The organism is Paenibacillus massiliensis subsp. panacisoli DSM 21345, from assembly GCF_000426545.1.
GTDB lineage: Bacteria > Bacillota > Bacilli > Paenibacillales > Paenibacillaceae > Paenibacillus > Paenibacillus panacisoli.
In genome coordinates, this window is sequence record NZ_AUFO01000009.1 from 50,766 (window position 1) to 75,760 (window position 24,995).

Sequence of the window (24,995 nt, forward strand, 5' to 3'; positions counted from 1 at the left end):
AACGGGAGCCTGGGTCAGGTCTATATGTCAGATCACTAATCTACAGGAGGTACCGCATTGGATAGTAAAAGAGAAGATATCATCCAAGCAGCGATTTCTTTATTCTCCAAAAAGGGATTTGCAGCCGCGTCAGTGGAGGAGATCGCCAGAGAGAGCGGGATGGCCAAAGCCTCCTTCTATAAATATTTCCAAGGGAAGCATGAGTTACCGCTCGTTATTCTGGACCAATTCGCCACAGAAGTTAAACATGGTATCAGAGCTATTCATAGTCAAAATAACTTAGATGCACGAGAGAAGTTGTTTCGGATAGTGAAGCTTTACCTCGATCAAATCATAGCCAACAAAGTTCATTTAATGGTTCACATTGATCCATTCTCCATGGCTGACGGATGCGCTATGGACGAGGCAACCCAGAGATTGCATAAGAATCTGCTGGAGTGGCTGCATATTAATTTGTTAGAAGTATTCGGCTCTGAACTTAAAGATAACGTGTGGGACATCAGTTTCATTCTGATGAGTCTCGTGTTTGAATCTATTCGATTTTTTGGCGATCTGATGGATGATCAGACAAGTGAACGATTGGCCCTGTTTGCATTTTATGTGCTGGAGATCTTAATAGAAGGCATGAAAACAGGTCATATTGAGCCCTACACACTATGGGGAAACAAGGGCTGGTATGAAACCCCTGGAGCGGACAATCCCCTGCATGATGGTCGTGAAATCGCCGCGATCTTCGATCAGCTTGCTGACGAGATTCGCCAGAGTCGATTGTCACCAGCCGAAAAGGATGATTATGCAGAGATTTTGGAGCAGATTAAAAAGGAAACCCGTGCTGAATCACCTTCTTCACCCTTGTTAAAGGCCTTAATTGCATATCTGGAGAACTATGAAAAGCTGGTGAAATACTGTTCCCGGCTACGCGATCTCTTGTTACCAGTGCAGCCTTAACAGATCCATTAGCAATTTCTATTCAATATAGCTAGAACTAGAGATGTTAAAAGGTCAAATCAAAAAGGTCAGATCAAGGTAACGCTGACCCTATCAGCTTGTACCGACCTCAATAGAATAAGGGACACCCTCTTCATCAATTGATTTGACGAAAGGGTGTCCCTTTTTCATTTCATATAGTATAGCTCTATGCTACTTATAGATATGGTGCTTACAGACCAGCTTGCGACTTCAGGAGATCCGCTTTATCTACGCGTTCCCATGGAACATCCAGATCTGTCCGGCCAAAGTGACCATATGCAGCAGTTTGTTTATAGATTGGACGTCTCAGATCCAGCATGCGAATGATGCCAGCTGGGCGAAGGTCAAAGTTATTGCGAACAAGCTCAACGAGCTTTTCCTCACTAATTTTACCTGTTCCGTAAGTATCCACGTTAATGGAGACCGGTGTGGCCACTCCAATGGCATAAGCCAATTGAATTTCGACCTTGTCGGCCAATCCAGCAGCAACCAGGTTCTTGGCAACATATCGCGCTGCATAAGCTGCAGAGCGGTCTACCTTCGTTGGGTCTTTACCTGAGAAAGCACCGCCGCCATGACGTGCATAACCACCATAAGTATCCACGATAATTTTACGCCCAGTCAAGCCAGCATCGCCTTGTGGTCCGCCGATCACGAAGCGTCCTGTTGGGTTAATGTAGTATTTTGTCTCTCCATCTAGCAGTTCAGCAGGCACTACAGGCAGAATGACCTTTTCTTTGATATCCTGTTGAATTTGCTCCAGCGTAATTTCCTCAGCATGTTGGGTAGATACTACAATCGTATCAATACGCACTGGCTTGCCATCTACATATTCCACTGTCACTTGTGTCTTGCCATCAGGACGGAGATAATTAAGCGTACCATCCTTACGAACTTCGGACAAACGACGGGCAATCCGGTGAGACATAGCAATAGGCAATGGCATAAGTTCTGGAGTCTCGTTCGTCGCAAAGCCAAACATGAGCCCTTGGTCTCCAGCACCGATATTTGCTGTTTCTTGAGCCACTTCTGCAGGATCGCGGTGTTCCAGAGCAGCGTTAACTCCCTGAGCGATGTCAGGGGATTGTTCATTCAAAGACGTTAACACGGCACATGTATTGTAATCGAAGCCGTATTTGGCCCGAGTATATCCAATATCCTTGATAGTATTACGTACAATGGACGGAATGTCCACATATTCAGATTTGGTACTGATCTCACCAATAACCAATACAAGTCCAGTTGCTACGGATACTTCACAGGCCACACGAGCATTCGGGTCATTGGTCAAAAATGCATCAAGTACAGCGTCTGAGATCTGATCACAGATTTTGTCCGGATGTCCTTCTGTTACGGACTCGGACGTAAACAAATGACGGCCTTTTACAGACATTAAGTCAACCTCCTACAAGAAATAATTAATATCAACATCACACAGCTTCATATGTTCGACAACGCTTATTTTCAAATACAAAATATAATCGTTATCACAATGCTTATGTGTATATGCTAAAGCTTGGGTAATAAAATGCATAAGGCAATGGTCTTCTTATACAATGCTCCTAAGCATGTCATGGTTCTTGCCTATCGTAACATAATGAGCAAAATTTACAACTTATACTTGCTTACAAAAAATGAACCTTTTCCTGTCGGAAAAGGTTGCGTACAAGCCTCAAATTTCATATTAGCTTATTTGGTACAAGGTGTCAATTTATACGAGGTGAATGAATCGTTTAATGAATATCTGGATATTCTTAAGAAGAGAGACGAGATTTAGACGATTAATGTACTTTAATTATAGATCATGTACTTCTAATTATAGATTGAAAAGCTGCTTTTCAGCACTGCTAACTAGGCGCTTGGTGATCTCGCCACCAATGGAGCCATTCTCACGAGAGGTTAATTGTCCCCATGGGATATATCCCGCTTGGCTGCCTTGCTCAAACCCAAGCTCCGATGCGAACTCGGTATCCATCCCACCAACATTTGCTCCTGTTACTGGATAACCAAATTCGGCGGCAATTTCATATTTGAGTTCATTGAGCATTTGCCGACTTGCAGGTACTACTTGTCTTCTGCGTCCCGCTGCCATACACTCACCTCCATCATGTAGTTGATGAGGTTATTGTGCCGTTAACAAACAGGATTCAGACAAAGAACTTATTGGTTAAGATGGCTAAACATTAATGTGAACCTTACTGCACACTGTATCCGCCTCTTACCATTACAACAATACCATTAGTCTCGCCTTCTTTGACTTGAATACCACGGTCATCTCTTGGGAAGGATATAAGATGATTATTCATAATTGCCTGATTGTGAAAAATCTCCTTGCCATCTGTAATATCGATTGCGCCACTGGAATCCATACTATATACGACTGCACGGCCGTTTCTCACGATGAATTCCGCTCCAGCCTTTGCGAGCAGCTTTTTACCTGGCGTCAACTCTACTACTTTAATGTCTTCCCCTGACGATGTATTCCCATTGGAAGCTCCGCCTGAAGCTGCACTATTAGAGCTGCCGGTCTGTGCTGGTGTTGGTCTCGTAGTTGCTGGTGCGCTAGACGATCCGGCTGAGCTGCCACCTTTCAGTGCATTGGCGATCTGCTGATCTACATAGCTCTTCGTAACCACAGGATCATCTGCAGTTCCAGGTTGGCCTCCGCTGGAGGCTCCATCTACGGAGCTATTCATGACGGTGCCTGCTACAATGCCTCCACCGATCAGGAACGCCGCTAATGCAATTTTATAAGTCGATTTCATAAAGTCCTCCTTACTGCCTAGCTATGTGTATTACAGTGATGTGTCCCTGTCAGCCCTTTAACTACAGTCAATGCAGAAAGGGATATTCTCTAATTAACCTAACTATAAAGGCAATCCACGGTTAGGACAAGAAAAAATCCCCTACATGAGGGGATGATAGCGAGTACTTTTATTACTTTTCATACTATTCCTGCGTACGAAAACATCTTAACCTGAGGCAGATGCAGAAGCACCACCGGATGCTGCCCATGGTTTCTCATAGGCCAGCTTAAGGTTGTCCAGTCCGATAACAATGGACACTTCTTGGTTCTTTAGCGACTCCAGTTGCAGCTGTGCCTGGAACACTTCATATTCGGTAGCCATGCCAAGATCATAACGCTTCTTCACGACATTCAATGCGTTCTCTGCGGTTACTTTACCGCTTTGCAGTTGAGCATATTGTGTCTCAAGCTCTTTGATCTTGTTGTACATACTTCTCACGCCATCTTCAAGTTGCTTTTTGGTATCAGCAGAAGTAATCTTGGCCTTTTCAATGTCAATCTTAGTGTTGTCATACGAATTTGCAGTCGAGCCTGTGAATACAAAGTAGTCAAAGCTCAAATTGGCCGATTCTACGCCTCGCTCAGCAAGCCACACTGCTGGACTTCCTGTCACGACCTGGCTAACTTTGGCTTCAAGATCACTCTCGAACACACTGAACTCGGGAATATCTACGATTGCATATCTTTGATCAGGCTTATAGCCAATTAAAGAATTCAACTCACGGAATGAAGTATCCAATGTTTTTTGAGCCACTTCTTGAGCGGCTTCTTGTTGCTGTACCTTAGAGGTTGCCTGCGTGACATCAAAGTCACTAGCCATATCATTTGAGCGCTTAACTTGTACAATGCGCAGACTTCTTTGTGCATCTTCAAGATTCAAGTCAGCCAAACGCTTTGCTTCCAATTTGCTGATAATGTCATTATAAGCACTCTTGACTTGGTAGTTCAAAGCGTCTTTAGCGATCTCTAGATTTTTCTGAGCACTGGAGTAGGCAATTTGCATCTGTGAATAGGCATTGTAGCCAGCATTCACTTGTTCACTTACAGCGCCGCCCTGTGGTTGAGGTATGAAATCAATACCGTCCGCAGCATCATCTAGCTTGTTACTTTGCTGTTGTAATGCGGCTTCTTGAGTCTTCAGCTTATTGCTGCTCTTAATAGCCATGGCTACAGCATCTTCAAGCTTCAAAGGCTCCGTATTGGTCTCATAAGTAGCTTGCGTCGTAGGTGTTGGAAGGTTATCAGAACTAGGTGTAGTTCCTACTTCGCCTACAGGAGCTGTAGTAGACTCCGTCGTAATTTCAATCGTTGAATTGGCGGCATTCCAATTTACTTTGGCGCCTAACGATTCACTAACAAAACGTAATGGCACGAACGTAGAACCGTTAACGGACTGTGCAGCTACATCCAGTCGAATCGATTCTCCGTTTTTGTAAGCTAAATTAGAGTTCTTCTGCAAATTCAAAGTATCTGTACCTTTAATTGCAGTAATCTTACCTGTAGCAGCATCATATCTAACTTCAGCGCCGATCCCCTCAAAAATAGAGCGAAGCGGAACAAGCGTTAAGTCATTACTCTTAAATGGTTGCTGTGAAAATGACTGCTCAACTCCGTTAATAAGCACGCGGATTGGAGTCGTTGCCGATTGTGCCGATACAGCTCCTGCTACTGCAGAAGATAGCAGCAACGTCGACAAAAAAGCAGAGCCTAAACGTTTCATGTATGGTTACCTCCGGTCTTTCATTATTGAAAAAAGGGTTCCATAAGGAACCCCTTTTTCGTTATTTAAGAATAGATGAGAACTAATTACTTAACAGTAATTGTTTTAGCAGTCTCGTCGTAAGCTACGTTAGCGCCCAGAGCTTGACCTACCCATCTGATAGGCAGTACTGTACGGTTGTCTTTAGTTACTGCTTTAACATCCATAGCGATCACAGAACCGTTAACGATCAGTTGGTTCGTGTTCAGTTTGATTTGTACTACACGGTCACCTTTAAGCAGGGTAACTGTGGAAGTAGCTTTGTCAAACAGGATGTTTTGCGGAGTAACACCCAGAGCGTCAGCAACGTAACGAACTGGCAGGTAAGTACGTCCGTTTTCGCTGTAAGGAGCTACATCAGCAGTTCTGGATTCACCGTTCACAGTGTAGGAAGTGCTTCCCAGTGTGAATACAGTTTCAACAGCGGATTGATCAGCTGGAGCTGGAGTTGCAGTGTTAGCGATCGCTACAGAAGCAACTGGCTTGTTGTTAGCCCATCTTGTGTAAACTTCTGTCTCGGATACTGCGCTACCACGAACTTCAATTACTACGTCGCCTTCTGGTACTGTACGATCCAGTTCCAGGTTAACGCCGGATACTTTGATTGTGCTAGCTGTGTCGCTTTCGGAATCAACAGTGAACCACAGTTGGTTACGGTCGCCGGAAGTTCTCACGTTAGTGATTACAGCATCGCCACCAGTTACTGCAACAGTTGGAGTACCGTTGAAGTATACGCCGTATGGCAGATCCAGAACTACTCTTCCATCGTCTTTCAGAGCGCCAGCTTGACCTTCAGTCAGCGTGAACTCGGAAGCCGCTTGGTTAGTAGCACCGATCTTAACGTTTGGCTTGGAAGCAGCAGTTGCACTCAGTGGGGATACGACTTTAGCAACTACTACATCACCAGTTACGCCGGAAGTACCACCGAAAGTTACTTTCAGATCGCCAGTGAAGTCACTAGCCAATGCGATTTCGATATCTTCGAAGTCCAGTTCAGCACTGTCAGTTCCGGAGGAAATTACAGTGTACTTAGCCGTACGACGGTCAGTACCAGTGTATCCATCGAATCTCAAAGTGATGTCTTCGTTCTTGATTGTTTCTTTTCCACCTGGAGCTTCAAGGTTACGGTAGTCAGGGTTAGTAACTACTCCGTCCTTGTCGTATACAGCTTCGAACACGGATTGCCATGCAGCACCCTCAGGCAGTGTCAGTTCAACTGTACGGTTGTTGATCAAGCTCTCGCCGATGTTCTCTTTCAGAGTGATGTCAGCGATTTCTTGCTCAGCTTTACCAGCAGTCAGGGTAGGAGCATCAGTTGCAGTGATGCCAGTACCGTAGTCACCGTAAGTACCGATTTTTGCACTAGACACGTTAGTGTTAGTCTTACCGGAGATACGAGCAGTGATGTCGCCAGCTTTCAGAGAAGAGCTGCTATCAACTTCAAAGTTGAAAGGAATTTCAAACTTTGTATTTTGAGTGGAAGCTGCACCAGTGTACTTGATAGTCAGTTCACGGTCGTTGTCGCCTTTAGTGAAAGTCAGACCGCTTGCAGCTGCGTTACCGTAGATACGAGTAATGCTACCACGCAGTTCAGTCCAAGCATAACCGTTAGGCAGCTTGATTTTGATCTCAGTGCCGCTACCGAATGTACCAGCAGTTGGCTCTTCGATTACGATTGTTGGTGTGAACTTGTTGTTAGAAGTGTCCAGGCTCTTGAAGGACAGGTTCACGTCGCTGGAATCATTAACTGTACCAACAACTGCTTTACCAGCAGGGAAAACACTGCTAGTTGGAGCTTCGAACTCAACTTCTTGTGCACCGTTCTCATCTTCGCCTACAACCAGCTTACCAAGACGCAGTGTGAAGATCGCAGGGTCACCTTTGATTTCAGTAGTTGGTCCGTTGTAAGTTACAGTGACACGGTCGGAATCGACCACTTGAGCAGAGAATTGTGTCTCAGCTACGTTAACCTTTTCTTCGTTAGTCAGGCTTACACCATTGTTGTAAGAACCAATTGGGAAACCACCGAAGTCATAAGATTTGCCATCTACAGTGTTGTAAGTAGCACCAGTTGCGCTGATTTCTGGCAGGTCGAATGGCAGTTTGATAACTACTTCGTCACCAGTTTTCAGTGTAGTACCTTCAGTGATTGTGAAACGTACGGAACCGAATGCACGGTCGCCGTTGTCACTAACTGTAGGAGCGTTAGTTGCAGTGATTGTGCCGTTACCAGCAGCTTGAATTGCAGTTGGAGCAGTGATAGCTGCTACAGGTGCTGCTACGCCAGCTACCAGAGCTGCAGTTGCGAACACGTTGATCATCTTTTTGTTAAACTTTGTCATAACCTTTTTTTCTCCTCCTTGAATATCATGCATATCCATATTCTTTTCTTTGTGTCGGATCTTGTCACTCATCAGTCGTTACACCTCCTTTCCGAGCTTTACCTAACCCTTATAAAATGATATCTGTGACAATATCACAGAAGCTTGGAATCAAAATTCATAGAAAGCGTATGGCCACAACTTACTCCAGTATTATACAATGCGATGACATTGTCGTAAAGAAGTTTTTTAGCGTTTTTTGTCTTTACGAATTTGTAACCCATTGTAACCTCTCTGTACCATACTCACACAATTAGACGTGAGCAGGTTCTAAAAAGTTGCGTCTTTTTTAAAAAAATTTTTCAATGTTTTTAAAAAATTATGTACCATGCTTCCTTTAGTCATAATTATACTATTAAACCTATTCTATCGTCACCCAACAACTTTTTCCTATTAACCCTAATTTGGACAAGTGATAGACGCTAGAAATAGTAAAGAAGAACCGGAAAAAGATGACTGCCTCCCCTCATACCAGCATATGCAGAGAGACAGTCGGACATTCTATTCTTTATTGATTTGAATTCACAATATTGACAGTTGCCCCATCAGTCAGCATACTTGAGCCTTTAGTGACAATCTGTTGACCAGCAGTAAGACCCTCGCTGACTTGGACCTGGGTAGAGCTCTCTGCTGCCGGCTTAATCTCTACACGTTTTGCAACAGTTCCTTCTATTATAAAGACATACTTCTGACCAGACTGCTCCACAATGGCGCTCTGAGGCACCAACAAGCCCTGCTCACCCTCAGACTTAAAGTATATATTCGCGATCATACCAGCCTTCAGGGCCCCACCATTATTAGGGATGGAGATCTCCGCAGGATAGGCACGCAGATCATTGTCCATAACCGAACTAATAGCCGTCACTTTGGCCTCGATTCGTTCATTTAATGCTGCAACTCCTACCGTAACCGGCGAGCCCAGGCTAAGCTTCTGGATATCGCTTTCTGACAGGTTGGCCTTCGCCACAATAGGGTTGGTATTGGCAATCGTAACTACAGCGCTCTGACCTACCATTTGGCCGGTTGTACCATTAACAGCAGCTATACTCCCGGAAATCGGGGCCTTCACTGTAAGGTCTGCAAGCTGGCTGCGTGCAGTATCCAGAGCGGCTTTGGATTGATTGGCAGAAGCACGTGCCACTTCAATTCCAGCTCTTTGCTGCGCCAGTTGGTAGGACTTCTGAGCATTGTCATAGCTGGTTTGCGCGCTCTCTAAGCTAGTTTGTGCGTTGCTAAGCGCAATTTGAGCGTTGTTCAATGCACTTTGAGCCTGTCTCAGGCCCGTTTGAGCTTGCTCCAGCTCAGATTGGGATACAGCTCCAGCTGCATGTAGCTGCTGGGTCCGCTGCGCAGCATTCTGCGCATCTCTCAATGCGCTTTCTGCATCAGCAACTCCATTTTGCGCTTGGCCAATTGCACTTTTTTGTTGAGTTAGGCCACTTTTCGCCTGGTCTACTGCTGATTTAGCCTGTTGGACGCTTTGCTGATAGCCACTTTCCGCCTGCTTCAAGTTCGCAAGAGCGACCTGATAGGATTCCTCAGATTGTCTGATGCTGTCCTGCGTATCCTTCGGATCCAGTGTGAACAGCACATCACCTTGCTTGACTTGTTGACCAATCTTCAGGTTAATACTTTGAATTTTACCGCTGACTTTAGGAGAGACCTGTACAGTCTCATTTGCCGCGAGGTTGGCGATAATACCAGCCTCATCATTAATGCTGCCTTGCGTCACCTGTGATACTTCAACAGATACCGCTACTGGCTCCTCAGGAGCTGCAGCAGGAGGTTCTCCTCCTGTGCAACCCGCCAAGGCTACCGACAGTGCTAAAGCAGATAATAACACAATACTTTTCTTCTTCACGGTTCCCCCACCTCACTTAGACCTGAACACTGCGCTTAAGCAGCTTGGCTTCTCTTTTTTGCTGTCTCTTCAGCTTACGATTTTTGCGTTTCTCAATCATATTATCGAATATCAAGTATACAACCGGAATCAGAACCAGTGTAATAACTGATGCGAACGACAAACCAAACACGACTACTACCGCCATAGGTGCCATCATTGCGTTGGCTGAATCCGATGACAGCATCATTGGCAGCATTGCAAGTACTGTCGACAAGGTCGTCATCATAACTGGCCGCAAACGTTCCGAGGAACCCAAGAGAATAGCTTCATCTCGCTCCATATTCTGCTGACGAAGCTGGATGATGAAATCGATCATAATGATCGCGTTGTTCACCACGAGCCCTGCAAGCATGATATATCCAGTAAAAGCCGTGATACTTAGACTTGTACCCGTAACTACCAGACCAATGATTACTCCGATGAGTGTCGGTGGAATGGAGAACATAATGACGAACGGTGTAAACAAGGATTCGAACTGCCCGGCCATTACCATGTAGATCAATACTACGGACAGCAAGATCGCAATAGCAAGACTAGTGAAGGATTCCATCATTTGCTCCTGCTGACCACCACCAGTGTCCACCGTATAACCCTCTGGCAGTTTCAGATCGTTGAGCAATGTTGTGACCTTTTGGTTAATCTCGACTGCATTGGCATTCGCATCAGCTCCTGCTGTTACTTCTACTTGTCTGACTTGATTATTACGAGTAATCGTCTGTGGTACGTCTACACGTTGCAGCGTGGCCACGGACAGCAAAGGCACATCAATGCCCTGTGCAGTCGTAATACGTAGATTCTCCAGATAAGAGAAGTCCTGCTGATATTCCTTAGGCAAAGCAATCTGAACGTCAATCTGATCATCGCCCGTGCGGAATGACGTGGCTACTGATCCATTAAATGAAGTTCGAACCGTAGACAGAATCTGCGAGGCAGACAGGCCATACTGTGAAGCTACTTGTTTATTAACCAGAACCTCGTACTCTTCCCTTACCGCATCAAGCGAGCTTGTCGCGTTGACTACCCCTTCAATTTTGCTTACTTCGCTTACCAGGTTATCTGACAGCTCACGCAGCACATCAATATCATCACCTTGCAGGTTGATCTGGACAGCTGAACCCGTCGCTAGACCTGAAGTAGCATCAATGGTGATATCGGCCTCTGGAATTTGATTCAGCTTACCACGCAGTTCACTAACTACCTCATCCGTGGAACGCGGACGTTCATCCAACAATGTAACGTTAAAGCTAGCTGCATTTCCCCCTCCAGCGCTGAAGCCTCCAGAGTTACCCACAGTAGCTGTCACCATTTCAAGCTCGGAAATTCCTTGTATTTCGGCCTCAATCTGTTGAACGACCTTCTCGGTCTCCTCCAGCTTAGTACCATTCGGCATTTCTACGCTGATGGTGAATTCCCCCAGGTCCTCTGTCGGAACAAATTCAGCTTTAACGAAAGGCATCAGCATACCTGCACCAATGAACATCAAAATGGTAATAGCAACAATCGATTTACGATGACCAAGGCTCCATTTCAATATTCTGGTATAGAATGTCTTGAATTTCTCAAATCCGATATTGAACCAAATGATTGGGTTCGCTCCACGGTATGTACCGGAAGTATAGATAGACTCGTCAGGCACCTTAGGCAGCCAGATGGAACTGAGCATTGGAACGATCATCAGTGATACGACCAAGGCTGCAATATGCGAGAAGATAACCGTCAGCGCCAGTGGCTTGAACATCTCCCCCGCAATACCATCTACGAAGACAATTGGCAGGAACACGACGATCTGAGCTAAGGCGGAGGCCATAACCGCATTACCTACCTGCTTGGAGCCGTCAATCGCTCCCTGTAGCATACTCTTGCCTTCGTGTCTTTGCCTGAATATATTCTCAATAATTACGACGGCAAAATCGACAAAGGAGCCGAGTCCGAGAAGCAAGCCACTAAGCGAGATGATATTTACAGTCTGACCTGTAAAGTACATCATCATGAATGTTGCAATAAAGGAAATTGGGATAACTATAGCTGCAATAATTGTAGAACGCGGACTGTTCAGGAACAGGAGCAGCACTGCCGAGGCAATGACCAGACCCAAAATCGCATGCTCTACAAGCAAATGCACAGAGTCACTAACCGGTACTGATGCATCGGTTACGAGCGTCAGTTCTGTACCTGAAGGTAGCTTATCCCGAACTGAATCCAGTTTGTCCTTGACTGCGCTAGCAATCGATAAGGTATTGCCTCCAGAAGCCTTCGTGACGCCGATATTAATGCTCGGCTTACCATTGAAGGTAGAGATGGAGTCAACATCCGCCAGACCATCCTCGACTGTCGCGATATCCTTCAATCTCACGTTTCCGCTACCTGCCGGTATCAGCGTTTCCCCTATTTCAGAGACCGCCTGATATTCACCCTGCACGCGAATCTGCACTTCTGTATCGCCCCGTGTAACCGACCCGGCAGAACCCGCCAGGTTGTTAGCAGCTAGCATCTGACTTACCTGGTCCAAAGTGATACCATAGCCCTGCATTTTACCCGGGTCCAACGTAATCCGAATCATACGATCCTGACCACCAGCAACCGATACGGATGCAACTCCGCCAATTCTCTCCAATTCGGGTTGAATCGTCTCGGTAGCGATACTCTTCAAGGTGTTGATATCCATATCGCCTGTGTAGGCCAAATTGATAATTGGCGTGGCATTCAGGTCGATCTTCAGGACAAGGGGAGAGTTCGCTGAGTCCGGCAAGCTACCTCTGACCGAGTCAATCTTGTCGCGAACATCAAGCAAAGCCTGATCCAGATCAATCCCCCAATTGAACTGAATCATAACCATGGAGGAGCCCTCCGACGACTGTGAACTGATGGTGTCAACATTTTGGACGGATGCCAGACTACCCTCAATCGGTTTCGTGATTAATTCTTCGACTTCACTTGGTGTAGAGTTCGGTGCGCTGGTAACAACCGCTGCAATCGGCAGGTTAATATCAGGCATCTGCTCTACTGGAAGTCTTAGTGCGAATATTCCGCCTCCAATTAATAGGGTCACTATTAACATGAATACAGTGACCGGACGACGGATGGAAAACTGTGACATCTCACCACTCCCCAATTACTATGAATCTGTCTCGTTTTTTTACTGCATCTACTGGTATTACGCCAGTAATACAAGCAGGTTTCAGTTTGGCTCTAGATAAAACGTATTTTTTTATAATAGTTACATTTTAAAATAAATTGCCAAAAAAAAACCTACATTTAAATTTATTATTGCACATGTTTGTACACCCGGTCAAATGGAGATATCCCCCGGTTAGAGGACGTAAAAAAGCTTCCCTTTATACGCCTCAGCCATCCGGCATGAAGCGTATAAAGGGAACGCCTAGATTACATCTTAGGAAGCAATTTCTTATCAATCATGACTCTCGCCATAATAATCGCGGCATCTCCGCGCAGCGTCAACGCTGTAGGATTAAAATTAGCTCCTGCCTTAGGATCACTAGCATCAATTGGCGAACCTGCAATAATCCCCTTCTTCGCAATCGCTAGAACAGAAGGCTGTGCATAATAATCAATTGTGTTAGCGTCCTTGAAGTACTTGGACAGATCTTTAGTGACTTTATCACGATTGGTCTCCAGCTTCAGGTCAAGTGCCTTCGCAATGATGACGGCAGCATCCTGGCGCGTAATCGGGTTATCTGGACCAAAGGTTCTTGGTTGCGAACCCTTTACAATACCTGCTCGAGCTGCTGTCTCAATATATCTGAAATCATACAATGCAGTTGGTGATACAGTCGTTAGAGAATCACTGACATCGTCAAAATGTTTTGCTCCACTGTAGTTCAACGGCAACTGAAGCCCCTTAACAATCATCGCCGTGAACTCGCCTCTATTAATATAAAGATCTGGTCCAAAACGGTTTACAGGGTCTACTGGGTTCATAACACCCTTGGCATACATGGTCTCCAGGAATTCTCTGGCATAGGAATGACTGATAATATCAGAATATGACTCTCCTACTTTACCAACCACATAGTACCCAAAGCGGTCAAGTGGTACCTTTATTGTATTTTTCTTGGCGTCAACGACACCACCAATATTTTGCCAAGCGTTAATATCCGAATCAAATCGGAATACAGTAATTCCTTTTCCTGCATCATTAGCAACACTGTCATCGTATTTCAATGTTAATGTAGCTGTTTTTGATGGCACTAATTCATTTCTGGCATCACGATTGTAAAAGCTACGGACTGTAGGCTTTGTGCTTAGCTTCGGATTATCCAGCAACTGATATGGATCAGCACCATATTTTACAGGGTCATAAGCATTACTAGTATTAATATCATCTGCTGTTCCCGGATCTATCCAGTATACCGGGCTGGATTTGATGAACTTTTCAGGGAAGCCCCGTCCAAAGAAAGTAGCCCCTCTAGATATGATGTCTTCCATATCTTTTATATCATTGCCATTTTGGTCTAGTTCAAATTCGTGTCGATCTACTACACCATCTGTGCTATTTGCTATAGCAAAGTAGAGTGTGTGCCCCGAAAAGACCTGATTTTTAAATTGCTGTGGTACATCATAATCTCGACGAATCAGGCTGGTTCCTCTTGGGAATGCCAGTGTTACATCACCATCGAATATTTTATGGGATGATTTCATGGCTTCCATGAACTGTGCACCCGGAATATTCGTTGGTACATATCTCACGGTGAAGGTCTGATCAACCTTCTGGCCTCCCGAAGTCACGGTCACAGTTACTTTGGTGTCCGTATTCGCTTTTAGTCCTGTAATAATCGCTTTCCAAGCAGATGGTTTATCCACAACACCATCGAAATTGGAATCAAAACCAGTCTGCTCTGCTGCTATTTTATTTACAACAACAGAATCTGCATTAGCCGCATCTACTATTACTTCTACGAAATTCTGATTCAAGATGCGCTTCTCAGGCAAAGGACGCAGCAGTGTAAAGCCTGTAGATTGTCCCGATACTTGAAGCCGGAACGTGGCGGATTGGCCACCTTTACCGTTGTTGTACAATGCGATATTGTACACCACAGCAGAACCGTCTTGTGGAATCTCCTGATCGCGCAAGATGAAGCTGAAGTACTTTTTGTCTGGATGGTAGTATACAACCAAGCCATCTACAGCTTTGCCTTCATTGTAAAGTTTAGTTTTATTATTAGCTGAAATGAATTCGTCATTTAGAGTCCATGTCGTAGTATTTCCACTAGATGGCGTAATCTCGAGAATATAGTTACCGCGGTTAGTAACAAGATCGACTTCGGACTGCACATCATTTTCTGACTTGCCAAGATCTACGAGTTGGAACGTACCAAAGACATTCATTTTACTTTGATTCGTCGTATATTGGTTATCATTAATCTTAGTGAAGTTCTTGTCTGTTGCCTTTGGTGCGATTTCCTTGTACTCCGGCTTTCTTTCCAGTCCACTAATTACGGTATAGGGCAATACACCCTGTGTACCCGGGAATGGAATAATTGGAATATTGGTCTGTGCAAACACAACATTGATCGTGTTCTCATAGGAACCATTCGCAGAACGATATACCAACTTGATTTCATTGTTACCGATATTCAAGGCACCCGCAGCCTTGTCATTATCAGCAATATTCAACGTAAAGCCACCTGATGCTGCACTAAGCTCGACTTCTACATTATTAATGTACAGAAACAGGTTTTTGTTTGAGCCCGTATAAATTACGCTCGACGAAGATGGAATATTCAACAATTGACCGGCAAAGTTCCCCATAGCAGTCAGCTTAGCCGTATTCGTGTTGCCCTTTGAAGTATCGAGTTCAATGCGTTGTCCATCATAAATGCTATTGAACTTGGCAAATGGTCCATAGAGCAAATTAACCGTTGCATTTACTGTTTTGGTTGGATCTGAACCCACATAGAAACTCAGATCATTGGTGCCTTCCTTAGGCAATGTTTGCATGTATCCAATTACTTTTCGCACAGGAGTAGACTTACCGTTAATGACACGCGTCTCATCACTCTGCAAGTTAGCTGGTACTACCAGAGACCCTGCAATACCTGGAGCCAGTTGTGGATTTCCTGATCCATTCACAATAATGAACTCCATACCCACCGGCAGGGATTGAATATCCGTTGTTGTGTCCTTCATAGACGTTCCAGTTAGAGTTTTTGCTGTCGTAATTGCCGTATTATCATTTGCGTTGATTCTAGTGAGCAACTGTGAATTGAAATCCGGCAAATAATTAACGCTGTAGATATAAGGTACTGTGCTGTTGCGCAATGTGAAGTGAAGCACAGTTGCAGATGAAGTTGTGCCATCTGTATATTTCGCAGCAAGAGCTACTCTGGTACGCTTATCAAATCCTACCCCAGCTGGAACGGTACCACTAAAGGTATAGGTCTTGTAACCACCTGTAGTCCCAGCATCTACTGTGGCCATAGCCACATCTGTTGAGGTCAGATCTGCATTACTGAACGTGCCTAATACTTCGTTAACTACTGGGAAGGTACTCCCAGCTGGAACTAGCATTTTACCAGAAATCTGAACTCCAGTATTACCAGCTACCGTAAAATCTGGCGATGTTGACAGATCAGCCGATGTATTTCCATCCCGTTGCAGAACTACATCATAAAATTCAGGGTTACCTGTATAGATCGTAATTTCTCTTTCTCCAATTACGCTTTGTGTTCCATTGAATGCTCTAATCGTTACCTTATTGCTCCCTGGAGCTAACGTAACAGAGCCTGTAAATAAATAGTTGTTAGCACTAGACACGCTGTAGGTCGTGTTACTCTTGTCAGATGACAAGGTCACACTTGTTGCATTTGTGGCAGTACCTCTTATAATCACTCTTACATCGTCTGTCCCAGAGTTGTTATTATCCACCAGAACAGTCGTTTTTCCTTCAGGAAGCCCTTCTGTCTGGCTACCTAATGTAGCTGTCAGATTGGATAACTTAGGACCATCCTGATACTCGATGTAGATGCTGTCTTGCATGTTTGAAGAATTCTGATTACTGAAAAATGTGATCTTGTTCATACCAGGATACAGCTTCAGGTCGCTTACTGTAATGTTCGATCCTGCAAAGGCCAGTCCTGTTCTAAGATTCTCCGATTTGTTGTTCGTAGCTACACCATTTGATAGCTGAACCACACTGTAAGAAATCGAATTACTGCTTACTCCGTTAATGGACCCCTTGAAAGTAACACGCTCTGTGTTCACTGTCTTAGGCAAGCTCATGTCATAGCTTTGATCAGGAAAGATGAAAAACGTCCCTGCAGCACTTGCCGTTCCCATCCAGCCTGTTGGCAAAATGCCAACGACCAAGGCAAACGTCAAAAGCATGGAAAATATTCGCTTCAAATTATTATCCTCCTTCAGTCTGTCGCACCTTGGGTACGCACCGATACATATTTTCTTTATCGGCAGTAAACATGCATAATTTTAGGAATTTCACAAAAAAGAGAGATGAGAAGTATGAGAAAATGAATAGACAAAATGCAAAAAAAACTGTGGAACAGAGCTTAGCTCTACTCCACAGGTTGCTATTTAAGATCAAATTATAATTTCGAACGCTGCGATTCTGGCTTTACCTTGAGACGCAGCAGCATATTAATGATAGGTCGCTTTGTTTTGCCGACCAGCCCGATAATCTCTGCACCAAGCTGCAAAAAGAACATCATGATACAAATCACTACGAACGTCACCCAGTTCGCTTCGTATAATGCCGCAGACGACTGGATCACAGCCAGCACACCGAAGAAAGCAGCAATGCCGTAAATGATCAACACCGTCTGTCTGTGACTAAAGCCAAGCTCTCGCAGGCGGTGATGCAGATGCCCTTTATCAGGTGAGAAAATCGGCTTCTTCTGCAGCTTACGACGAACGATCGCAAAAAACGTATCCGATAATGGCACACCGATAATGATCAGCGGAGTAATAAAGGAGACTACAGCAATCTGCTTGAAGCCTAATAGCGATAGCATCGCAAGACAGAAGCCCAGAAACAAGGAGCCTGTATCACCCATGAAGATCTTGGCCGGGTGGAAATTAAAGAACAGGAATCCAACGATACTTCCCAGCAACACCAGACAAAGCATAGCAACCGCAATGTTGCCCATAAGCAGGGACATCACGAAGATCGTACTGATAGCGATCCCGGAAACACCAGCGGCCAAGCCATCCAGCCCATCAATGAGATTAATGGCATTCGTCACGCCCACAATCCAGAAGATTGTTAGCGGTATAGCGATCCATCCCTCCAGGGAGGAGTAAGAATCAGCAAATGGGATATTTACAAAATCCACACGAATATTAAAAGCAAATACAACCATACAAGCAATAGCAATCTGTACGACGAATTTCAGCTTCGCATTCAGATCAAAACGGTCATCAAGTGCACCGAGTATCGTGATCATCGCTCCACCAACCAAAAACGCCTGAATGAAGTTAATATCCCGGGTCGTAAGTACGCCGTCAGGAACAAATGGAAGCACAGCCAGTATCCCGATAATGAAGGCCAAGAATATAGCCATTCCACCTAGTCGAGGCATAACCCTCGTATGCACCTTGCGGGCATTCGGGACATCCACAACGCCAACCCGAATAGCAAACCTCTTAACCAGCGGTGTCAGGACTAGTGCTAGTACAAGTGCAGCGATAAATCCAATAATATAGATCGGTAACATTTGATCATTCGACCCCCAATTTTAAAGCGAATCCTCTTCAATTTTTAACCAACACATCACATCAACTGAATCGGACCCAACCGCATTGAATTATACTCCGAACGATTCCAAATACCAACCTTCGTTTTATGGCAATTTAGGCGGTTTTAGACGCAAATTCAGGCTATTTACCTAGCTTTCGTTATGTTTTCTTGCTCGCGCAGCACTTTCATTGCGAATTTCGGCAGCGCAAGCATTCTTTTATAGCGGCTAGGCTCCTTCATTAGACGATACAGCCATTCCATACGAAGTTTTTGCATTATCTTGGGTGCACGTTTGGATTTTCCAGAGATCACATCGAAGCTTCCACCAACACCCATCATGACTGGGACATTCAATTCCTGCTTGTAACGGCTGATCCACGGCTCCTGTGTATCGGCTCCACGAGCTACGAACAACAGGTCCGGTTCAGCTTTACGAATATGCTCAATAACCCCTTGATCCTCATTCGGTCCAAAAAAACCGTCTCGAAGCCCACAGATCACAACTTCGGGATAAAGCTCTTTTAACCGCGATGCCGTTGCTTCAATCACATCGCCGGTAGACCCTAGCAGATACACCCGCCATTTGTAGCTTTCACCGACGCGAAGCAATTCATGTAACAAATCAAAACCTGCTACGCGCTCAGGCACGGGACTCCCCGCCTTCTCGGCCGCCCATACGACGCCTGTCCCATCGGGAACTAGCAATTCTGCATTCTGCATGACTTGCATGTATGACGGGTTCTCCAAGGCTGCCATAATCATAATGGGATTAGCCGTAATCACCTGATGTACTTGTCTGGACTGTATAGCCTTTGTTAAATATTCCACCGTATCCTTCATGTTCATCCGGGATACTGACAACCCGAAGATCGATATGGTCGGCACTTGCTCTGACTGTCTCACTGTTCCTTCACCCTTTGTTCCTCAAATAATGAACGATTCGTTCCGCCGGTCTGCGCGCTTCTTCCTGCAGCTCACGAATCTTGGCTTCCCTGCTTCGTATCCATTCCGAAGGAGATTGAAGGACCCGTTCTGCCTCAGCTGCAAGTTGTTCCGCCGTAAGTGTAGCTGTAGTCCCAACAGGTTCGCTATCCAAACGCTTCAGGAAATGATCAATCTTTGGATCATACGATATTCCAAGCAGAGGAATGCTGCGAGAGGCCGCATAGATCAGACTGTGCAGACGCATGCCTATCACCAGATTACAACGACTGACCTCCAGCAGCATCTGCTGCGGATCCAGGACATCATCGGCAATACTGATCTGACTGCTTCCTTCACTAAAGCTTCCCACCTGTGCCATGACCTCACGCGATGCTTCAACATCGTCCGGCAAATGAAATGGAAGCAAGCGAATATGCACACGCTGACGCTCCCCCAATTGGCGAAGCCCGCGTGCCAAAGCGGACAATTCACGACGTTCCTTATCCCAATATCTCACCGACACACCAATCGTCGGCAGAATGCCCGACTCATTGACCGACACAGCGTTCGTATTCTCAGGCAAGGGTAGACCCATGACCGGATCAGGAACGACCTCAATGCCACTTCGTGCCATACCCATACTGGAGAGTAAATCTGCAGATTGCTCATCCCTGACCGAGATGTAGGCAGCCTTGCGGAACACTGATCTGATCAGTGGGTGAAAAATTTTACGCTGTACAGGACCTACTCCCTGAGCATAGATGAAGGTCGGTTTCTTGGCCCACTGTGCTAGCTTGAGGACACCTAGATAATATGGAATCGTCTTGGGGCTGGTAACATCCTGCAGCAGACTACCACCCCCACTGATCAAGCCATCACTATGCTGAATGGCGCTCCTCACCTCAGCAAGCTTCATCCGGTGAACAGCCTTGATACCGTACATGCGTGTAGTCCATTCAGGATCAATCGACAGGACAACAGGCTCAATGCGGACACCCGCTTCCTCATCAGCACGCGCTAACGCAGTCAGGATGGATTTGAGGACGGCCTCATCTCCGCTATTGCGAAAGCCGTAATACCCGGAGATGACTATTGTTTTAACAGGGGCGACCATTTCCTCCAACCCCTTTCTAGCAGCTGCCATACTCCAATGCCGACCAAGCCGATGATCAAGCCCAGCACTAGACCCAGCACTCCACGAATCAACGACAAGTCTGCTGGGGAATGAATATGCGCGAATGTATCGACCATCGAGAGTTGACCGATCACAGCAATAATAAGGACATAGATCGCTTTTCGATATTTCAGGGCAATAAAGGTCCCTGCAATGAATATAGGATGAGCCATCAGGAACTCTTTATTTCTAGGACGCACGCCGAATGTACTCTCCAGGAATGTACGGAAGCTCATTTCCAGAGATGAGACAGAACCGGCATTGCCCGTCCGTTTTAGGTAATACCATACAACAGCACCAACAACGGCTAACAGAATAACCATTAGAATCGTTACAGGCTGACGGAGAAGCTTCGGAAGCTCAGTACGTATGGACATGCCACGATAAAAGAAAATATATATCGCCACAAGCATAATAGGTGCCAGATGGAGTAGGCTTACACCTCTGAATTGATTAAGCACCAAGCTGTAGCTAATGTTATTCAGCAAGGCAATGACAAAGGGTGCCCCCGCCAAGGAGAGAAGAGAAGTCCAGACATACATGGTCAAGGACTTGCTCAATCTGCGACCAGCTGACAATTCTGGTTCATTCGCCTGACTCTTGCTAATCTGTCGAGCAGCCAGTACCACAGCAATCGTAGGTGCACTAATTGCTGCAAGCAGCGCAATCGCCTGCTCCATAAGCGCTGAGTTCAAGACATATAGCCCCGCAGAGCCGACGAGACCAGCTGCAAAGGCCGGTATTGTCAGCACAGGCACAAAGAACGATACCATTAGAGAGATCAAGGCGATTGCACCTACAACTGCGCCCAGCTTGAAGTAACGCTGCCCGGCTGAATCGCTAACCTGGAAAGCTTCAGCTTGTCCAAATGTGAAGCCATTATTTTCAATCTGCTGTATAGCGTTACCTGGAGCTTGCAAAGTATGAACAATATTATCCAGAGAATCCTTGATTTTGGCTTCTGACACATTACGCGTTACGCCTGGATTCAGATACATGATCCGAATATTACGATCCTTCGCAGCAAGCGCAAAACGGTCTGCCAATGTCTCAATATCCAGAGCAGAATCAGCCTGGCTCAAGGAATATAGGCGAGCAACATTATAGTCAGTCAGATAAGCCAACTTGTTGAAGCCCAACTGTGGCTGCTTCAAGTTCTCAATGGTTGCCAGTCCAATATCATATTTGTTCAATAGCTCGGCAAAGCCATTTAAGCTGTTTTTATTGGCTTGTTCAGCGAAGCCTTTTACCGCATCACCTTCAAACAAAATACGTTTTACACCAAACTGCTGGAAAGTGGCGAGCTGTCTCTCCATCCTCTGTTGGTCATAAGGCATACTGTCGTTCAACCGCGGCATAATGAAGAAGCCCTTGGAGCGCAGGTTTTCCATGGCAATCGGGTCCGCTTGGGTCGGCTTCAACATAGCATCCTCTGGAGCAGCCTCAATGATCAGACCCGGCAGACCATTCAGCTCCCAGCGCTGTACTGGAATGTCCAAAGTACTGAAAGTCTCTTCTATTAAGGGCGTAAGCGCCTGTCCATTCTCGTTACTGGTGAACAGCACATATGTAAAATTCCGGCTCGCCTCCACCGGCTGATTCATCAGTCTGGAAGCATCCTGCTCGTTATAGATCACGAGACGTCGTGCTTTTCGAAAATCCTCCAACGTGCTCTCGTAAAGAGACATCGTAGTAACTCCTGCATCATGCAATCTGTCCAACTGCTGATCCAGGAACTCCAGTGGACGGGCCTGATAAGAGGCTACATCTGTCAAATTCCTATAATCCATTGCGATTTCCACAGTCTTGGAGGATCGCTCTGTTGCCAGCCTGTCCACAATTACAGGAATTGAGGCCGCAAGCCCCAGAATGACTATAATCCATAACCATTTACGTGAAGCGTTATTCCAACGTTGCCATTTCTGAACCACCAAAGTACCTCCTCATCATTGCAAAACCAATACACTGTGATACATATCTTCCTAATAAACAGGCAACCTCTCCGGCTTGCAGCTCTTGCCGTATGAGAGGTTGCCGGAACACAATGTAATTATTAAACATTTTCTTGAAGCTAAAAAGATGATTTAAGCATCCACCCGAGACATGACGGCTTGCACCAGCGAAGCAATCTTGCTCTCCGCATCAGGAATGGATGTTCCGCGGACGGCAAAATACACCTTAATCTTCGGCTCGGTACCTGATGGACGCAAGCAGAACCAGGACCCATCCTCCAGCATGAATTTAAGTACATTTTCCTTAGGAAGACCATTCAAGCCCTTGGAGTAGTCCAATACTTCCTTCACCTTGATCCCAGCAATCTCCGCAATGGATTCTGTACGCCACTGGGTCATAAGGGATTGAATTTGAGCTACGCCATCCTTGCCTTTAAGGGTACGAGACTCCAAGCTCTCAAGGAAATAGCCGAACTTCTCATACAGCTCCTCCAATACATCGTACAGCGTTTTCCCTTGCGTACTATAGTAAGCAGCAGCTTCCGCAATCAGCATCGATGCAAGTACCGCGTCCTTATCACGTGCATAGTTGCCAGCGAGATAACCATAGCTCTCCTCGTAGCCGAACAAGAAGGTATGATCTCCACTCTGCTCAAAGCCGTTCATTTTCTCACCAATATATTTGAAGCCAGTCAGCGTATTAAATACAGTGGCTCCAAAATGCTGAGCAATAACTGCTCCCATTTCACTGGTTACAATCGTTTTGACGACGGCTCCATTAGCAGGCAGCTTGCCAGCCTCCTGAAGCTGATTTAGCAAATAGTATATCATAATTGCCCCGGACTGATTCCCTGAGAGCACTACGTATTCACCTTGCTTGTTCTTAACCACGGCACCCATGCGGTCCGCATCAGGATCTGTTCCAATAAGCAGATCGGCTCCGACCTTCGTACCAAGCTCAATAGCCAGCTTGAACGCATCGCGTTCCTCTGGATTTGGAGACTTCACCGTAGAGAATTCTGCATCTGGTTGCTCCTGCTCAGGAACGACATGCACCTGCTCAAAGCCGACCTTCGCCAGTACATCGCGAACCGGGATATTGCCCGTACCGTGCAGCGGCGTGAAGACCAGCTTGAAGTCCTTGCCTGGGCCGTTAGCAATCAGCTCACGATTCACACTCACCTCTGCGACGGTATCTGTGAAGGCTTGATCCTCATTCTCGCCCAACCATACGAGCAAGCCTTGGGCTTCGGCCTCCTCCTTGCTGATTCTACGGATGTCAGCAAACGAAGGCACCTCGCGAATGTATTGGATAACCTGCTCCGCCTCATGAGGAACAAGCTGTCCTCCTGAGCTGTTATAGACCTTATAGCCGTTGTACTCGGGCGGGTTGTGACTTGCAGTCACGACGATCCCCCCGGTAGCCTGCAGGTGTCTGACACTGAAGGATAGCTGCGGTGTAGAACGCAGGGAAGGGAATAACTTAGCGACGATACCGTTACCAGCCAGCACCAGAGCAGCTTCCAAAGAGAATTCAGGTGAGAAATGACGAGAATCATGAGCAATGACCACCGACGGCTTGCCTTCCCGATCTCCGTGTTGCTCCAGAATATAACGTGCCAATCCTTGCGTCGCTCTGCCGATAACATAACGATTCATCCGGTTGCTACCTGCACCGATTACACCACGGAGGCCCCCAGTACCGAATTCCAGCTCTTTATAAAAACGATCCTCCAATTCCTTGGCCTGACCACCCAGTTCACGAAGCTCTTGCTTCGTAGCCTCATCAATTACCGGGTCTTGAAGCCATTGCTCCAACGTCTCCTGAGCTTGTGTGCTTAATTGTTCCATGTGTAATACCCCTTCCCCACGAATAGAATTAATCTCACCATGACTATGTATGGCTGATGGTTGGATATTCCTTATGCAATCTCCTTACAAAGGGTCAGACAAAGCGAACATGATCTCTCCCTCAGCGACTACCTTGTCATCTACCGAGGCTGTCGCCTTTCCTTTGCCTATGGAGCCCTTGGATCTCGTGATTTCTACTTCCAGCTTCAAAGTGTCCCCAGGTACGACCTGTCCACGGAAGCGGAAGCCATCCAATCCTGCCAGGAAGCCGATCTTCCCGCGATTAGCTTCCAAATGCAGCAGAGCAACTGCTCCAACCTGTGCCAGAGCCTCTGTAATAAGAACGCCAGGCATTACAGGATATTTGGGGAAATGGCCTATAAAATGCGGTTCATTCATCGTTACATTTTTAATGCCAACTGCCCGTTTACCTTCTTCCAGCTCAATAATGCGGTCCACCAATAAGAAAGGTGCCCGATGCGGAATAATCTCCTGAATCTGATTGACGTCCAATTGCTGTGGTTGCACCATAATACGTTAAAGTCCCCTTCCAATCTATAAAATGC

At 45.9% G+C, this 24,995-nt stretch carries 15 protein-coding genes; 1 reads left to right on the plus strand and 14 read right to left on the minus strand.

The genetic code is table 11. From position 1 onward, the window contains the following. Positions 1-57 precede the first annotated feature (57 nt). The gene (locus K331_RS0106935) at positions 58-948 is read left to right on the plus strand and encodes a TetR/AcrR family transcriptional regulator (protein WP_028589716.1); all 891 of its coding nucleotides are present in this window, start codon (positions 58-60) and stop codon (positions 946-948) included. A gap of 211 nt (positions 949-1,159) precedes the next feature. On the opposite strand, the gene metK is transcribed toward K331_RS0106935, so the two are convergent. The 14 genes from metK to fabZ all read right to left on the minus strand — a co-directional run bounded on the left by metK (position 1,160) and on the right by fabZ (position 24,960). Beyond that, positions 1,160-2,362 carry a methionine adenosyltransferase gene (gene metK / locus K331_RS0106940; protein WP_028589717.1) on the minus strand — a complete coding sequence of 401 codons (1,203 nt, stop codon included), beginning with the start codon at positions 2,360-2,362 and terminating at the stop codon, positions 1,160-1,162. A 423-nt stretch (positions 2,363-2,785) separates the two neighbouring features. Continuing rightward, entirely contained in the window at positions 2,786-3,061 is a 276-nt protein-coding gene (locus K331_RS0106950) for an alpha/beta-type small acid-soluble spore protein (protein WP_028589719.1), read from the minus strand. Between the two features lie 103 nt (positions 3,062-3,164). Beyond that, the gene (locus K331_RS0106955; protein ID WP_028589720.1) at positions 3,165-3,734 is read right to left on the minus strand and encodes a hypothetical protein; all 570 of its coding nucleotides are present in this window, start codon (positions 3,732-3,734) and stop codon (positions 3,165-3,167) included. 207 nt (positions 3,735-3,941) lie between these two features. Continuing rightward, entirely contained in the window at positions 3,942-5,495 is a 1,554-nt protein-coding gene (locus K331_RS0106960; RefSeq protein ID WP_028589721.1) for a stalk domain-containing protein, read from the minus strand. Positions 5,496-5,581: 86 nt separating this feature from the next. After that, entirely contained in the window at positions 5,582-7,948 is a 2,367-nt protein-coding gene (locus tag K331_RS0106965) for a copper amine oxidase N-terminal domain-containing protein (RefSeq protein ID WP_028589722.1), read from the minus strand. Between the two features lie 475 nt (positions 7,949-8,423). After that, positions 8,424-9,776 carry an efflux RND transporter periplasmic adaptor subunit gene (locus tag K331_RS0106970; RefSeq protein ID WP_028589723.1) on the minus strand — a complete coding sequence of 451 codons (1,353 nt, stop codon included), beginning with the start codon at positions 9,774-9,776 and terminating at the stop codon, positions 8,424-8,426. 16 nt (positions 9,777-9,792) lie between these two features. Continuing rightward, positions 9,793-12,915 carry an efflux RND transporter permease subunit gene (locus K331_RS0106975; protein ID WP_028589724.1) on the minus strand — a complete coding sequence of 1,041 codons (3,123 nt, stop codon included), beginning with the start codon at positions 12,913-12,915 and terminating at the stop codon, positions 9,793-9,795. Between the two features lie 287 nt (positions 12,916-13,202). Then, positions 13,203-17,180, minus strand: coding sequence for an S-layer homology domain-containing protein (locus tag K331_RS0106980; RefSeq protein WP_028589725.1), 3,978 nt, complete (start codon positions 17,178-17,180; stop codon positions 13,203-13,205). Positions 17,181-17,377: 197 nt separating this feature from the next. Further along, positions 17,378-18,505, minus strand: coding sequence for a glycosyltransferase family 4 protein (locus K331_RS0106985; RefSeq protein ID WP_018884169.1), 1,128 nt, complete (start codon positions 18,503-18,505; stop codon positions 17,378-17,380). Positions 18,506-18,672: 167 nt separating this feature from the next. Next, complete coding sequence (locus K331_RS0106990; RefSeq protein ID WP_226383554.1) at positions 18,673-19,374, minus strand: WecB/TagA/CpsF family glycosyltransferase; 702 nt, start codon at positions 19,372-19,374, stop codon at positions 18,673-18,675. Between the two features lie 64 nt (positions 19,375-19,438). Beyond that, positions 19,439-20,566 carry a polysaccharide pyruvyl transferase CsaB gene (csaB, locus tag K331_RS0106995; protein WP_028589727.1) on the minus strand — a complete coding sequence of 376 codons (1,128 nt, stop codon included), beginning with the start codon at positions 20,564-20,566 and terminating at the stop codon, positions 19,439-19,441. Next, positions 20,542-22,557 carry a DUF5693 family protein gene (locus tag K331_RS0107000; protein ID WP_028589728.1) on the minus strand — a complete coding sequence of 672 codons (2,016 nt, stop codon included), beginning with the start codon at positions 22,555-22,557 and terminating at the stop codon, positions 20,542-20,544. The genes csaB and K331_RS0107000 overlap by 25 nt, the downstream gene beginning before the upstream one ends. Before the next feature lie 153 nt (positions 22,558-22,710). Then, entirely contained in the window at positions 22,711-24,429 is a 1,719-nt protein-coding gene (locus K331_RS0107005) for a phospho-sugar mutase (RefSeq protein WP_028589729.1), read from the minus strand. Between the two features lie 84 nt (positions 24,430-24,513). Continuing rightward, positions 24,514-24,960 carry a 3-hydroxyacyl-ACP dehydratase FabZ gene (fabZ, locus tag K331_RS0107010; protein WP_028589730.1) on the minus strand — a complete coding sequence of 149 codons (447 nt, stop codon included), beginning with the start codon at positions 24,958-24,960 and terminating at the stop codon, positions 24,514-24,516. Positions 24,961-24,995 lie beyond the last annotated feature (35 nt).